Consider the following 12,893-nt stretch of genomic DNA (forward strand, 5'->3'; position numbering starts at 1 on the left):
TTTCAGGAACAGCGGCATTTTTTTGAATTCATTCCCACCTGAGCTGGGTGATGATATGGCAGCATTCTTTTTCCCCTGCATAATCCACAAAGTTCATGGTGATTCCATCCGGATTGTAAGTGATTTTAGGGAATTTCTTGATTCCTGTTGCTTTGATCATCCGTTCGACTTCCTTTGTATTGGATTGCTGGGCCGCAGACATTAAATCACTGGAAAAAGAGCTGGATGAAGTGATTTTTGCCATCACAAGATTGGCATCCTTCATCAGGGCAATAGCTTTCTCAGCTGAGGTCTTGAACAAAGTTACGTTCACTTCCGGATACGGGCGGCGAGTGCCAGTTTGCTTGTTTTTATGAAAAAATAAACAATGCATAAGTACTTCCCCTCCTGACGGGTAAGTTCATAATATGATTCAATGTATGAAATCTCAGCTACAAGTATGAAGGTGGGAAAAGCCAAAAATACTTATGTCAGGAAAAAGAGGGTAAATAAAGGGAAAAGGAGAATTGTTATACATAATAACTTCTATTGTGAAATAGAATCGGACCAAGGTGGCATGAAAGGGGAAAAACCTCATGGATTTGGATCTGGTCGTCAATATGATTGAAGAAAATGGCTATTTGGGGTTATTTTTATGGATGTGGTTCGGGGTGTTCGTCATTCCGGTCCCTAACGAGGTCATATTGATGACTGTTGGGCTTGCTTCATCACAGGGAGCTTTAACACCACTGTCTGCCTTCGCAGTTACCTATCTGGGAATAGCGGCAGCCATCACCTCCAGCTATTGGCTGGGAAGGTTGATCGGGAGGCGGCTGCTACGGTTTTTGAAAGGGAAAAAACGGTTAGCAGGTTCGCTTGAATCCGCGATGGGGTTAATGGATAAATACCATATGCTTTCACTGTCTCTCAGCTGTTTTATTCCTGGAGCCCGGTATTTTGTGCCATTGCTTTATGGCATCAGCCGGCTTTCCTTCAAGACATTTGCCATTTTCGCCTATAGCGGTGCTTTTTTCTGGGTATTGATCATTTTTGTGCTAGGCTACCTATTTGGAGATAAAATGGAACTGATCATGAAGTATAGTGATGAAATGTGGCTGGCCATCCTCGCCGCTGCGATTCTGTTTATTGCTGTTACGGTGAAAAGAAAGAAATTGAAGAGCTCAGCCACCGAAGTGGAATGAGCCCTCTATTAGGAAAGGCAGCAACAATAGCCGCCTTCCCTGTAACCACTGTTTTGTTAAAAATCGTTCCTGTGCTCGACCAAATCAATAGCACCCAGAACGATATGTGCCAATCCAAAACCGAATACCGTGTTGGAAACCATCTTGTCGATCTTGCGATTTTGTTTCATCGCATAACCTGCTGCCGTTACAGCCGTACCTAAAACTGTCGGGATCATGCCTTCGCGAATTCGGTTCAAATAAATCACCTCATGATGTTGATGGTCCTTAGTGGTAAGGACAAGATTAGTTTTTCCCACAATCCCTTGCGATTGTTTGCCAAATATAAGGAGGTTAAGAATATGGATTTGAACAACACACTGCTAGGCTCGCTTGGAATCGAAATAACAGAACTGCAAAAAGGAAAAGTGGTCGCCACGATGCCCGTCGATGACAGGACGAGACAGCCATTTGGCCTGCTGCATGGAGGAGCCTCCGTTGCCCTTGCAGAAACCGTCGCCAGCGTAGGTGCATTTGAGCTAGTCGATCAAGAAAACGAGGTCGTAGTCGGCCTTGAAATCAACGCCAACCACATCAGGGCAAAAAGAGAAGGCGTAGTCACAGCTGTCGGCACCGTCCTCCATCAAGGAAAAACCACAATGGTCTGGGATATCAAAATTACAGACGAAGACAACAATCTTGTCTGCATATCTAGATGCACTATCGCCGTGATCAAGCGAAAAAAGTAAACCAGCCGAATTGGCTGGTGTTTTTTTGTGCTTTGGAGGGGGGTGGAAGTAGCCCGAAGTTCGGACAGGTTTGTGGGAAAAACGGATGAAGCTGTCCGAAGTAGCCCGAAGTTCGGACAGGTTAGGAGCAACAATTGGAAAAGCTGTCCGAAGTAGTCTGAGGTTCGGACAGGTTAAGGGGGAAAACCGAAAAAGCTGTCCGAAGTAGTGCGAGGTTCGGACTGGTTTCTGGGAAACACTGATGAAGTTGTCCGAAGTAGCTTGAAGTTCGGACAGGTTCTTTAGTATGAGGCTCAAAGCTGTCAAGAAGACAACCTTATTTTGACAACTTCGGGGAGAGAAGGCGAAAAGCTGTCAAGAAAGCGACGTAATTTTGACAGGTTCGGGTGTAGATGCCGAAAAGCTGTCAAGAAAGCGACGTTATTTTGACAGGTTCGGGTGTAGATGCTGAAAAGCTGTCAAGAAAACACCGTAATTTTGACAGGTTCGGGGAGAGAAGGCGAAAAGCTGTCAAGAAAGCCACGTAATCTTGACAGGTTCAGGGGTAGAAGGAGAAAAGCTGTCAAGAAAGCGACGTTATTTTGACAGGTTCGGGTGTAGATGCCGAAAAGCTGTCAAGAAAGCGACGTTATTTTGACAGGTTCGGGGGTAGAAGGCTCAAAGCTGTCAAGAAAGCGACGTTATTTTGACAGGTTCGGGTGTAGATGCTGAAAAGCTGTCAAGAAAGTGACGTTATCTTGACAGGTCCAAAGCGAAAAGCAAAAAGGCTGTCAAAAAACCAATGGGCTTTTAACAGCTTTCATCAGGAATCAGCACATGTTTCGAATACAGCGCCACCCTTTAGACTCCAAACCTATGCACTCTAAGCTACATCCTCTCCATATCCTCCTCAATTTCAATGATCCTCCTTAGCTTTTCATTATGGAAGGAGGCTGGTGCCATCTGGAGCAGTTTATTCCGGATGGAGCAAAGGATTGGGAAGTCGACTTGGGATGCAAGGCCGTAGATTTTCATCTCATCTTTAATCTGCTTGGTTCGTTCGCGTTTGTGCTGGGTGTATTTTTTAAAGGCTTCCAAACCTGAAGCTTCTTTGCTTAACCATTTTGCCAGGTAGACGGCATCTTCAGCTGCCTGTGAGGCTCCCTGGCCGATATTGGGCATTGAGGCGTGGGCGGAATCCCCGAGAAAGAGAATGTTTTCGGATTGAAGTGGTGTTAAGGGTTTTAATTCATAAATATCATCGTATAGAATCTGGTCGGCTGAGGTATTTTCCAGGAGTTCCTGGATAGGGTCATGGTAGTAGAAAAAGTTGAATAATAAGTCGATTGGGGTCCATGTGCTAAGACTGCTGTCATCCGATGTTTTTTTAAAGGCGTACCAAAAGATCTGCTGATCAGTTAAAGGGGCGATGCCGAATTTTCCTCTTGCTCCCCAGGTTTCGGTATAAGCATTCACTTGGAGTGGAGGGTCTTCGATCAAACCTCGCCAGCAGGAATAGCCTGTGTGGGTCAGGGTGCTTTCAGGGAACAGTTTTGAGCGAATGGGTGAAGATGCGCCGTCACAGCTTATCAGGTAGTCCGAATCCACGGTGGTGCCATCCTTGAAAAATAATGTCACGACCTGACCCTGGGTAAAATCAATCAAGTGTTTTTCCAAATGAAGACAGCCCGGAAGAAGAGCATCCATCAATATCTTTTGAAGAGAGGAGCGATGGATGAACAGATAGTTTGGGATATGGGAAGGTGCATGATAATCGAATGTAGCAATGGTATTCCCAAAATCGGACTTCAGCTGGCATGCATCTGCATCAAGGCCGTGAGCCAGCAATTCGGGGCCTAATCCCATGAGGTAAAAGGCCCTAATTGCATTGCCGCTTAAGATCATACCTGTGTCCGGTTGCTGGACCCGTTTTTCTTTTTCATAAATCTCCGCATGGATTCCATTTTTCTGCAGGGCAATGGCTGTGCACAATCCGCTGATTCCGCCGCCGACGATTGCGATTTTTTCATCCTCCATTTTTCTCCCTCCATTCTGTCAGACTGACTTTTCATCTTAACTATACTCCGCTGCTTCTGTGGTTGGTATGGATAAACTTTGAAATTTCCATGTACAAAAAAAGGCCATCAGGGGAATGTACCTGATGGCCTTTCATATGGTTATTTGGATTGATTTTCAGCGATCTCTTTCCGTGCCTTTGCAAGGTCATCCTGCACAGTACGGTCCGACAGCTTTACCCCGCTGTTATATGCTGCTCTTGAAATCAGGTGCCCGGCAACAGGGGATGTAAGGAAGATGAAGCCAATTCCCAGCAATAATCGTGAATTAAAATGATCTTCAATTAGCCAAAAATAAAGGAAGGTTCCAAGCAATACAAGCATTACACCCATCGTGGCACTTTTAGATGCCGCGTGGTTCCTCGTATAAACATCCGGCAGCCTGATAAGCCCGAATGCTGTCACAAGGCTGAGGAATGCACCGATCAGGATGAATAAGCCAGCAAAAAACTTAACGATCTCCATTTCTGTCATATTCCATGATTACTCCCTTCTCAAGAAACTTTGAAAAGGCGACTGTTCCGATGAATGCCAGTATCCCTATCAGCAGGATGATATCGAGAAATGCACTCGTATCGAGAAGGATTGACACTAAAGCAACCACAGAAACCAGACTGATTCCGATCGCGTCCAGGGCAACTACCCGGTCAGCCACTGTCGGCCCCTTGATAACACGGTAAATCAGGCCTATCATCGCAAGTGATATGAAGGTAACTGAAATCCACATGACGGTATCGAACATTATCGGCTCACCTCCATAATTGCCTTTTCGAACGTATTTTTGATGCTTTGAATCGCTTCGTCCGCATCACTGATGTCCATCGCATGTACATACAGAATCTTATTATCATCAGAGATATCGACGACAAGGGTTCCAGGGGTCAAGGTTATCAAGTTTGCGAGCATTGTAATCTCCCAGTCTTGCTTCAATTCTGTCGGGAATGCGAAGATTCCGGGCTTGATATTGAGCTTGGGCCTTAGAACTGCCTTGAGGACATCGATATTTGAAAGGATTAATTCCCTCGTGAAAATGTAGATCAGGTCTACTACTGCCACTACCCTCAACAAATAAAAACGGGAAGTGAAGAATCGGCGGAAAATATAAATGATGAGCAGGCCGAAGAAATACCCGACGAAAAACGAAGCCGGGGAGTAGGATGTTTTAAGGAACATCCACACAAAGGCCAGAATGAAATTCAGCAAGATTTGAAAAGCCATGTCTCATCACTCCTTTAAAACAGCATTGATATAGATTTCCGGATTCGCCAGCGTTTCTGCTGCATTGGAGATGACCGGATAAATTGCTTCAGTTCCGAAGCCGTACAGGACAGCGAACGCGGTCAGGACGGCCGGTGCGATGAGCAGCCATTTCACTGGAGATTTTTCCTCATTCTTATAAGCTCGAGGTGTTCCCCAGAAGCCTCGGATAAATATCTTCATGACGGAAAACAGGACCAGTAAACTAGACATCAGGACAACGAACGCACCAAGATAGCTTTCGTTCTCGAAGCCGGATCGGACCAGCATGATTTTACCTGCAAATCCGCTGAGCGGCGGTATACCTGCGAGTGCCAGCGCAGCGATGAAGAAGGTCCATCCTAAAGCGGGATATCCATTGATCAGACCGCTAATCTTATTCAGGTCACTTGTCCCTGTAATTGCAATGATAATTCCAATCAACAAGAAGAGCGCCGCTTTGATGTTCATGTCATGGATCAGATAAAACACAGAGCCCGTGAGAGATTCCGGGGTCAGTACAGAGACCCCGAACAAGATGACCCCGACTGCCACGATAATGTTATAAATGATGATTTTCTTGATGTCCGAATATGCAATTGCTCCGATAGCACCGACGATGATCGTCAGGATGGCAAGAATCTGGAGCAATTGATGCGTATAGCCGGCATCATGGTAAAAGAACAACGTATAAGTCCTTGTGATCGAATAGACACCGACCTTAGTCAGCAATGCTCCAAACAAGGCCATTACAGGTGCAGGCGGTGCATAATAAGACCCTGGAAGCCAGAAATAAAGCGGGAAAATCGCTCCTTTCAGGCCAAACACAATGAGGAACAATACAGCAATGACCGTAATGATGCCCATGTCTCCAAGTTCGCTGATCCTCACCGAGATATGTGCCATATTCAATGTCCCTACTACTGAGTACAAATAAGCGACTGCGATGACGAACAGTGCTGAGGAAATGACGTTCACAAGTATGTATTTTATCGATTCGCGCAGCTGGATTTTCGTCCCGCCCAATACCAGCAGCACATACGAAGACATAAGCATTACTTCGAAAAATACAAACAAGTTAAATATATCCCCTGTTGTAAAGGCACCGTTTACACCTACCATCAGAAAGTTGACAACCGGATAATAATAAAATTTTTCGCGCGCTTCCCCAATTGATTTAAAGGAATAGAATAAAGCGGCAAGAGCGATGATACTGGTCGTCAATACAAGCAGGGCGGAAAGCATATCTGATACGAGCGTAATCCCGTAAGGCGCTTCCCAGTTACTGAGGTCCATTGTCTGGATGCCATCTCTATATACATGATTTGCCAGCATGGAGGCTGCAATAACAGTGATTACCGCGCTTATTGCAGATATCCAGCGCTGGGCCATGATGTTTTTTGTGAAAAATATGAGTATAACCCCTGTTATCAGAGGAATTAAGATGGGTAAGATGATTAGATTATTCATGTCCTTCCTTTCCTCTCAAGCGATCCATATTATCCGTTCCAAGCTCCTGATAAGCACGGTAGGCAAGCACCAGGAAAAATGCTGTCACACCAAAGCTGATGACGATCGCAGTTAAAATCAGCGCCTGTGGCAGCGGGTCAACGTAGGATTCGGCATGTTCACCCAGCAAAGGGACTGTCCCCCTCTTCAAACCTCCCATTGTTAAAATCAACAAATGGGCTCCATGGCTTAACAGGCCCGTACCAATGATAATCCTGAGCAGGCTTTTCGAAAGCATCAGGTAGGTGGCTGTCATAAATAAGATTCCAATTAGAAATGCCATTAAGATTTCCATTATTCGCTCTCTCCAATCGTTTGAATAATGGTCATTGTCACACCAATGACGACAAGGAAAACTCCGGTATCAAACAATACCGCCGTATGCAGGGATGTTTTGCCGAGGAGCGGCAAATAAACATAAGTATAGGCATGCGTCAGGAATGGCTTGTTGAAAAATAAACCTCCTGCTCCAGTTCCGATAGCAAAGATTAGTCCCACCGCGATCAGTTTAATATAATCGACAGGCAAGATTGCCTTGACCGTCTTTATATCAAAAGCCAGCAGCAGGAGGACGATTGCCCCGGATGTCATCAATCCGCCAACGAATCCTCCACCCGGATGGTAATGGCCTGCAAAGAACAGGTGGATAGAAAACAGGATGATGACAAACAAGGTTAACTTCGTGACAGTCTGGAGGATTATATCATTTGTTTTCATCCAATTCTTTCCCCCTTGTCATACGCAGCTTGATCATCGCGAAGATCCCGAGGGCAGCGATGCCAAGTACGGTAATTTCAAACATTGTGTCAAAGCCGCGGAAATCAACAAGGATGACGTTGACCATGTTTTCGCCGCCAGCTTTTTTATAGGTATTCTCGATATAATAATCCGCAATCGATCCAAACATTTTATTGCTGTGGGCAGATAGGGCAATCATCGTCACGACCGCTCCGACGCCAATTGAAATTACAGCGTTCGTAGCCCTAAAGCGGATTCGCTCTTCGTTCCTTCTGATCTGAGGCAAGTGATAAAACGCGAGCAGGAATAGCGCTACAGAAACCGTTTCGATCACTAGTTGTGTCAGTGCGAGGTCAGGCGCCCGGAAAATGACGAAGAATAGAGCGACTGTATACCCGACAGCACCGAGCAGGATAATTGAAGTCAATCTTGATTTGGCAAATAAAATCATAATTGATGATACAGCAATGATCAGCACCAGTATGACTTCCGTTATGTGGACTGGGGCGATATTGCTGAGATCCATTTTAAATGCGTTTTTATAAAATAGAGTCGAAGCCAGGATCAGAATGAAGAATGAGGAAATATACACTAGATATGACCGTATGAAACCCGTCATATAAGACTTTGTGATATCTTTAGAGACTAGCTGGATGGTTTCCAGTCCTCGGTCATATAAATGATTAAGTGCCAGGCGCTCTGGGAACATGCGGTAAACGCCAGTCCATTTTGGCATGAACTTATAGAGTAAAATTCCGAGTGTGATGACACCGATTGTCATGAACAATTCAGCTGTTGGTCCGTGCCAGTGCGAAATATGGACGTCGAATCCTTCACCGTTGTCAAGCAATGACGGCAGGATGGCTCCCATTGCCGGCGATATGATGTTATGCGACAGTACATTCGGGAAAATACCGAAAATGATCACGAGTGATGCAAGTATGACCGGTGAAATCAGCATGCCGATTGGTGCTTCATGCGGTTTCTTTTCCAATTTTTCAGGCTGGTACTTGCCCGTGAAAGTCTTGAATACATACATCATGCTGTAAAGGAACGTGAACACACTAGCTGTCCAGGCGATGATTGGAAACAGGATGCCCCATGTATCCATTTTGAAAATATCCATTTCCGCCACTCGCAGCATGCCTGTAAAGAACATTTCCTTACTCAGGAATCCGTTGAACGGAGGAATCCCGGCCATGGAGAAGGTTCCGATGATGGCAAGCGTGAATGTGATTGGCATGAAGTTCATCAAACCGCCAAGCTTGCGGATATCCCTTGTCCCAGTTTCATGGTCGATAATTCCTGTCACCATGAACAGGCTCCCTTTGAACGTAGCGTGATTGATCAGATGGAAGACCGCGGCAGTGACCGCAACAATATAATAGCCATCTTTAATCGTGCCATAATGAAGTGCAGCAGCACCGGCCCCAAGAAGTGACATGATCATGCCGAGCTGGCTGACAGTTGAGAATGCAAGAATTGCTTTTAAATCGGTCTGTTTTACCGCAGAAAAAGAACCCCAGAATAATGTGAGCACACCGACTCCGGCAACAAGCCATACCCATGTGCCTGAATGGGCAAAAACAGGTGTCATGCGGGCTACAAGATAGATGCCGGCCTTGACCATCGTCGCTGAGTGCAGATACGCACTGACAGGAGTAGGAGCCTCCATGGCATCAGGCAGCCAGATGTGGAACGGGAACTGCGCTGATTTTGTAAAAGCACCGAGCAGAAATAGAATCAAAGTCACGGTGAATAAAGGATGGTTCATAACTTGATTGGACATTTGAATCGTTTCAGAAATGCTGAAGGTCCCAGTGATGATATAAAGCATCAGGATGCCCCCAAGCATGGAAAGTCCTCCGAAAACCGTGATCAGCATCGATTTTTGCGCACCGTAGCGGGAGCGTTCTCGATGGTTCCAGTAGCCAATCAGCAGGAATGATGAAAAACTGGTCAGTTCCCAGAATGTATACAGGACGATCAGGTTGTCCGACAAGACGACACCGAGCATGGCTCCCATAAATAAAAGCAAGTAGACATAGAAGGTATTCAGCTTTTCCTTGTCCGGTGACAGATAATAAATTGAATACAGCACAACGAGAGCGCCGATTCCGGTGATCAGCAGGGCGAATAGCAGCCCAAGGCCGTCAACTTTTAACGTAAAATCAATCCCAAGCGATGAAATCCAGGGCACCGTTTCCATGACTGTGCCGCCATGGCCAGTGGTGCCGATGAACTTCAGGAAGTATGCAAACAGCACAGCCGGCAGCGGCAGCAGGAACCAGCCTGTATGGATACTCTTGAAATACTTATGTATAAATGGAATTAAGATCGCGAGTAAAAGCGGTGATAAAACTGCAAGGTGTAGTAAAGACAAATGATAATACCTCCTTATTTAATTCCAAATTCATGGCTTAACATTATATTTTTTGCCATTTAACCCAACTTCATGCCCCTAACTCACTGTTGTAAAAATTATATCGTAAAAAAGAGGGGGATGCATGAAAACTCCCTTGATAAATCAAGGTTTTCTGAATTAAGCTCCAGCAAATGGCCCGTTTCATACCTGAATATGCTTTCTCTAGGCAGCCTTGGGCAGTTTAACTTGTTGTTGAATGCTGAATAAAATCCTGATTCTTTCTGCATACTAACAGTGAATAGGGGGGATAAGCCATGGCCCGAAAGCTGATTGTATGTGTTGGGATATTCCTGAGTTTGTTTACGGGGTTCATGTTTCTCGATCAAAGGGATAACAAGGAGTTGTCAAATAAAGGACCTGGAGTGCTGAATGTCCAGCAATCAGATATGGACGAGGTTGAAACAGCTGAATATATTCCATTCGGTTCAAGAGAATACGTCCGGATTGTGCCGCAATAACTCCAACCTGTTCATACGGATGAAAAGCGAAAAGGTTTCAAAAAAATAAAAGTTCCTTTATGGGGCTTTTTTCTTTTGTTTTTATTGCCAGCGTTCTCCATTTCTTTCATAATGAGGAATGAGGGAAATACGCAGGAATTGAGTGAAAAAACAACATGAAAAACGCCTATTTTACAAGTTACTTTCCTTTGATGTCCATCCTGATGTTCAGTTTGGCTCTTTCTGTCCGTACGGAAATAGAACTGCTTGCAGTCCTGAAAAATGCAGGGATTTATGATGGAATGATGGAATTCTTTTCGGATACCGGCATCAAGCTGTCATTGCTTGCCTTGCTGATGGTCGTTTTTTTTATGGTATTCGCTGCCCTGAAGCTGATAGCCGATACGATTAATGAGGTTAGCCTGCTATTGTTTTCCGTAGATCACGAGGGCGAAAGTCTGAAACTGATCCGTAAAGGAGCCGTCATTTATTTTGCAGGCGGGATTGCATCGCTGGTAAGCTTCTTCAGTTTCATCGGGATTGGGGCCATATTCTTATTGGCCACCATGGTTTATTTCATTTATTTTGTCTATAAAATCAGTCCCAAGCTCACAATGTCAGGATTGATCGGAACCGTCTTCTTTCAGACCATCCTCTGGAGCACCCTCGTGCTTGGTATAGTGTACCTGGCGGTAAAAGTGTATAACAGCCTGCTTGCAAGCTTGCCGATTTAAGTGCCGACCCATTCATTTGGTCGGTATTTTTAATATGAAAAAACCGGGCCGCGGCCCGGTTTATTTCTTCATGATATCCCGCCAGATCAGCAGGTGGGGAGACTGATTGTTGATGGCTTCCATGCTTTGCGGCTGGTCTTTGCCGACCCACACTCCTGCGGTATAGGGACCGTTGAAGCCGATGAACCAGAAATCTTTGAAGTCATTTGTGGTTCCGGTCTTGCCGCCGGCTTCAGGACCAATACTGGCCGCTTTTCTCGCTGTTCCCGAGGAAACGGTCTTTTTCATGAGCGCTCGTACTTTTTGGATGGTGCTTGGATTCCACACCTGGACAGGTTCCTCATCCCATTTATATAGGACCTCACCTGCCTGATTGGTTACTTTCACGATTGCCCGGGGAGTGAGATAAAGCCCTTTGTTGCTGAATACCGTATAAGCGGATGTCAACTCAAGCGGACTGACTCCGGTCGTGAAGCCGCCTACTGCCGCTGCGGGTACATGATCCTGGTTTGTTACGTTTTTGAATTTGAATGGCTCCAGATCATTGAACGCTTCGTCAATGCCTACTTGCTGCAAAATCCTTATGGCAGGGGTGTTGTACGAATGGGTGAACGCCTTTTCAAGCGTAACCATCCCATAGGTTGAACCTCCATAATTTTTTGGGCAATATCCTTTGATGCATAGAGAGCCGCCATTAATCTTAGAATCGCTGTTCACAGCAAATCTTTCAAAGTATGGCGCATACACGAGGAGCGGTTTGATTGCCGAACCAGGCTGGCGGAATGCCTGGAATGATCGATTGAAATCGCCGCTTTGGTATTTTTTTCCTCCGGCCAGGGCAACGATTCTCCCGTTCTTATGGTTGATAACAGCTGCTGCCGCCTGGACCGAAGCATCAGGCAGGTTAGCCGAGAGTGCCTGGACTGTTTGTTTCTGCCTGTCAATATCAAGGCCTGTGTGGATACTCACGCCTGAGCGAAGCAAATCCTCGATCTTCAGGCTTACCTCCTCTGGATCCTGTATGTTCTCCTGTCGGGCAATCAGTTCCCGCAATTCGAAAAGCGCGTAGGAAGAATAATCCGGATAGAGATTTTTACGGGAATCGACCTTCAGCACAATAGGCTGCTTTTTCAGCTCCGCTGCTTTTTCAGACGTGATTTTTTCGAATTGTGCAAGCTGGTCGATCAGCCGTTCCTGCCGCTCTTTTGTCCGCTTGAAATGCTCAAGAGGATTGTAGTAGGTCGGGTTATTCGGGATGGCGGCAAGAAATGCCTGTTCTGCCTCGGACAGCTCCGATGGCTTTTCCTTAAAATAGAAATCAGCGGCAGCCTTGATGCCATATGCATTATTATGAAAATAAATCGCATTCAAATATTGTTCGAGAATCTCTTTTTTTGAAAAAGTCCTCTCCAGCTGGTACGCATATAATACCTCGCTCAGTTTCCGGTTGTATGATTCATGATGGTTCAAATACTGATTCCTGGCCAACTGCTGGGTAATCGTGCTTGCTCCCTGCTGGATTCCATCTGCCTGCATATTGATGGCGAGTGCACGGCCAATCGCCGGCAGGTCAAAACCGGGATGCTTTTCAAAATTCCGGTCTTCAGAGACAATGAATACCTCTTTTATAAAGTCTGGAATCTCATTTCCCTTTGCATAGCTTCTGTTCATCGGCCGGTAAATCTCGGTGATGACATCGCCATTTCCTGCCAGGATAAAACTCGTTTCGGAAAGCTTTGTCTCCTCCAAGTCAATCTTTTTATCCAATGTTTTGCTGAAGCTGACAGCCTTGCCTGCTTCTGTATAAGTTAACATGACAGCCGCCATGAAAACGGGAACCAATAGAAATAT

General features: G+C 45.5%; 15 protein-coding genes. 4 read left to right on the plus strand and 11 right to left on the minus strand.

Annotated features, from left to right (window positions below; translation table 11 throughout):
• Positions 1-28: 28 nt before the first annotated feature.
• On the minus strand, positions 29-373 hold the full coding sequence (locus J7E38_RS08665; protein ID WP_214706556.1) for a YuzC family spore coat inner layer protein: 345 nt from the start codon (positions 371-373) through the stop codon (positions 29-31).
• Between the two features lie 202 nt (positions 374-575).
• Here J7E38_RS08665 and J7E38_RS08670 point away from each other — a divergent pair, with 202 nt between their 5' ends.
• Positions 576-1,181 (plus strand): DedA family protein, encoded by a 606-nt coding sequence (locus J7E38_RS08670; protein ID WP_214706557.1) that lies wholly within the window; start codon positions 576-578, stop codon positions 1,179-1,181.
• A 56-nt stretch (positions 1,182-1,237) separates the two neighbouring features.
• Here the strand turns inward: J7E38_RS08670 and J7E38_RS08675 are convergent, their stop codons facing one another.
• Positions 1,238-1,399, minus strand: coding sequence for an asparagine synthase (locus tag J7E38_RS08675; RefSeq protein ID WP_144479017.1), 162 nt, complete (start codon positions 1,397-1,399; stop codon positions 1,238-1,240).
• Between the two features lie 123 nt (positions 1,400-1,522).
• Between J7E38_RS08675 and J7E38_RS08680 the strand changes: the two genes are divergently transcribed.
• The gene (locus J7E38_RS08680) at positions 1,523-1,909 is read left to right on the plus strand and encodes a PaaI family thioesterase (RefSeq protein WP_214706559.1); all 387 of its coding nucleotides are present in this window, start codon (positions 1,523-1,525) and stop codon (positions 1,907-1,909) included.
• A gap of 867 nt (positions 1,910-2,776) precedes the next feature.
• Here the strand turns inward: J7E38_RS08680 and J7E38_RS08685 are convergent.
• The 8 genes from J7E38_RS08685 to J7E38_RS08720 all read right to left on the minus strand — a co-directional run bounded on the left by J7E38_RS08685 (position 2,777) and on the right by J7E38_RS08720 (position 9,829).
• On the minus strand, positions 2,777-3,925 hold the full coding sequence (locus tag J7E38_RS08685) for an FAD-dependent monooxygenase (protein ID WP_214706560.1): 1,149 nt from the start codon (positions 3,923-3,925) through the stop codon (positions 2,777-2,779).
• A gap of 140 nt (positions 3,926-4,065) precedes the next feature.
• Entirely contained in the window at positions 4,066-4,437 is a 372-nt protein-coding gene (mnhG, locus tag J7E38_RS08690) for a monovalent cation/H(+) antiporter subunit G (RefSeq protein WP_144478572.1), read from the minus strand.
• Positions 4,415-4,690, minus strand: coding sequence for a Na(+)/H(+) antiporter subunit F1 (locus J7E38_RS08695; protein WP_483297165.1), 276 nt, complete (start codon positions 4,688-4,690; stop codon positions 4,415-4,417). The genes mnhG and J7E38_RS08695 overlap by 23 nt, the downstream gene beginning before the upstream one ends.
• A gap of 14 nt (positions 4,691-4,704) precedes the next feature.
• Positions 4,705-5,181, minus strand: a complete 477-nt coding sequence (locus J7E38_RS08700) for a Na+/H+ antiporter subunit E (RefSeq protein WP_214706561.1) — start codon at positions 5,179-5,181, stop codon at positions 4,705-4,707.
• A gap of 6 nt (positions 5,182-5,187) precedes the next feature.
• Complete coding sequence (locus tag J7E38_RS08705; RefSeq protein ID WP_214706562.1) at positions 5,188-6,669, minus strand: Na+/H+ antiporter subunit D; 1,482 nt, start codon at positions 6,667-6,669, stop codon at positions 5,188-5,190.
• Positions 6,662-7,003: a Na(+)/H(+) antiporter subunit C gene (locus J7E38_RS08710; protein WP_144478580.1), complete on the minus strand. Its 342-nt coding sequence runs from the start codon at positions 7,001-7,003 to the stop codon at positions 6,662-6,664. The genes J7E38_RS08705 and J7E38_RS08710 overlap by 8 nt, the downstream gene beginning before the upstream one ends.
• Complete coding sequence (locus J7E38_RS08715; RefSeq protein WP_144478582.1) at positions 7,003-7,425, minus strand: Na(+)/H(+) antiporter subunit B; 423 nt, start codon at positions 7,423-7,425, stop codon at positions 7,003-7,005. The genes J7E38_RS08710 and J7E38_RS08715 overlap by 1 nt, the downstream gene beginning before the upstream one ends.
• The gene (locus J7E38_RS08720; RefSeq protein WP_214706563.1) at positions 7,412-9,829 is read right to left on the minus strand and encodes a Na+/H+ antiporter subunit A; all 2,418 of its coding nucleotides are present in this window, start codon (positions 9,827-9,829) and stop codon (positions 7,412-7,414) included. Before J7E38_RS08720 ends, J7E38_RS08715 begins: the two co-directional genes overlap by 14 nt.
• 296 nt (positions 9,830-10,125) lie before the next feature.
• On the opposite strand from J7E38_RS08720, the gene J7E38_RS08725 reads away from it, so the two are divergent.
• Both J7E38_RS08725 and J7E38_RS08730 read left to right on the plus strand, forming a co-directional pair.
• Positions 10,126-10,329 carry a hypothetical protein gene (locus J7E38_RS08725; protein WP_214706564.1) on the plus strand — a complete coding sequence of 68 codons (204 nt, stop codon included), beginning with the start codon at positions 10,126-10,128 and terminating at the stop codon, positions 10,327-10,329.
• A 155-nt stretch (positions 10,330-10,484) separates the two neighbouring features.
• Complete coding sequence (locus tag J7E38_RS08730; protein ID WP_214706565.1) at positions 10,485-11,042, plus strand: DUF5366 family protein; 558 nt, start codon at positions 10,485-10,487, stop codon at positions 11,040-11,042.
• Positions 11,043-11,102: 60 nt separating this feature from the next.
• Here J7E38_RS08730 and J7E38_RS08735 read toward each other — a convergent pair whose 3' ends face one another.
• A complete protein-coding gene (locus J7E38_RS08735) occupies positions 11,103-12,857 on the minus strand; it encodes a transglycosylase domain-containing protein (RefSeq protein WP_214706566.1) in 1,755 nt (584 codons plus the stop codon).
• Positions 12,858-12,893 lie beyond the last annotated feature (36 nt).

Source organism: Bacillus sp. ISL-35, assembly GCF_018613355.1.
Classification (GTDB): domain Bacteria; phylum Bacillota; class Bacilli; order Bacillales; family Cytobacillaceae; genus Mesobacillus.

Coding starts and splice junctions, on each gene's coding strand:
- J7E38_RS08665 (WP_214706556.1), bottom strand. CDS start 373: ATGCATTGTTTATTTTTTCATAAAAACAAGCAAACTGGCACTCGCCGC.
- J7E38_RS08670 (WP_214706557.1), top strand. CDS start 576: ATGGATTTGGATCTGGTCGTCAATATGATTGAAGAAAATGGCTATTTG.
- J7E38_RS08675 (WP_144479017.1), bottom strand. CDS start 1,399: ATGATCCCGACAGTTTTAGGTACGGCTGTAACGGCAGCAGGTTATGCG.
- J7E38_RS08680 (WP_214706559.1), top strand. CDS start 1,523: ATGGATTTGAACAACACACTGCTAGGCTCGCTTGGAATCGAAATAACA.
- J7E38_RS08685 (WP_214706560.1), bottom strand. CDS start 3,925: ATGGAGGATGAAAAAATCGCAATCGTCGGCGGCGGAATCAGCGGATTG.
- mnhG (WP_144478572.1), bottom strand. CDS start 4,437: ATGACAGAAATGGAGATCGTTAAGTTTTTTGCTGGCTTATTCATCCTG.
- J7E38_RS08695 (WP_483297165.1), bottom strand. CDS start 4,690: ATGTGGATTTCAGTTACCTTCATATCACTTGCGATGATAGGCCTGATT.
- J7E38_RS08700 (WP_214706561.1), bottom strand. CDS start 5,181: ATGGCTTTTCAAATCTTGCTGAATTTCATTCTGGCCTTTGTGTGGATG.
- J7E38_RS08705 (WP_214706562.1), bottom strand. CDS start 6,669: ATGAATAATCTAATCATCTTACCCATCTTAATTCCTCTGATAACAGGG.
- J7E38_RS08710 (WP_144478580.1), bottom strand. CDS start 7,003: ATGGAAATCTTAATGGCATTTCTAATTGGAATCTTATTTATGACAGCC.
- J7E38_RS08715 (WP_144478582.1), bottom strand. CDS start 7,425: ATGAAAACAAATGATATAATCCTCCAGACTGTCACGAAGTTAACCTTG.
- J7E38_RS08725 (WP_214706564.1), top strand. CDS start 10,126: ATGGCCCGAAAGCTGATTGTATGTGTTGGGATATTCCTGAGTTTGTTT.
- J7E38_RS08730 (WP_214706565.1), top strand. CDS start 10,485: ATGAAAAACGCCTATTTTACAAGTTACTTTCCTTTGATGTCCATCCTG.
- J7E38_RS08735 (WP_214706566.1), bottom strand. CDS start 12,857: ATGTTAACTTATACAGAAGCAGGCAAGGCTGTCAGCTTCAGCAAAACA.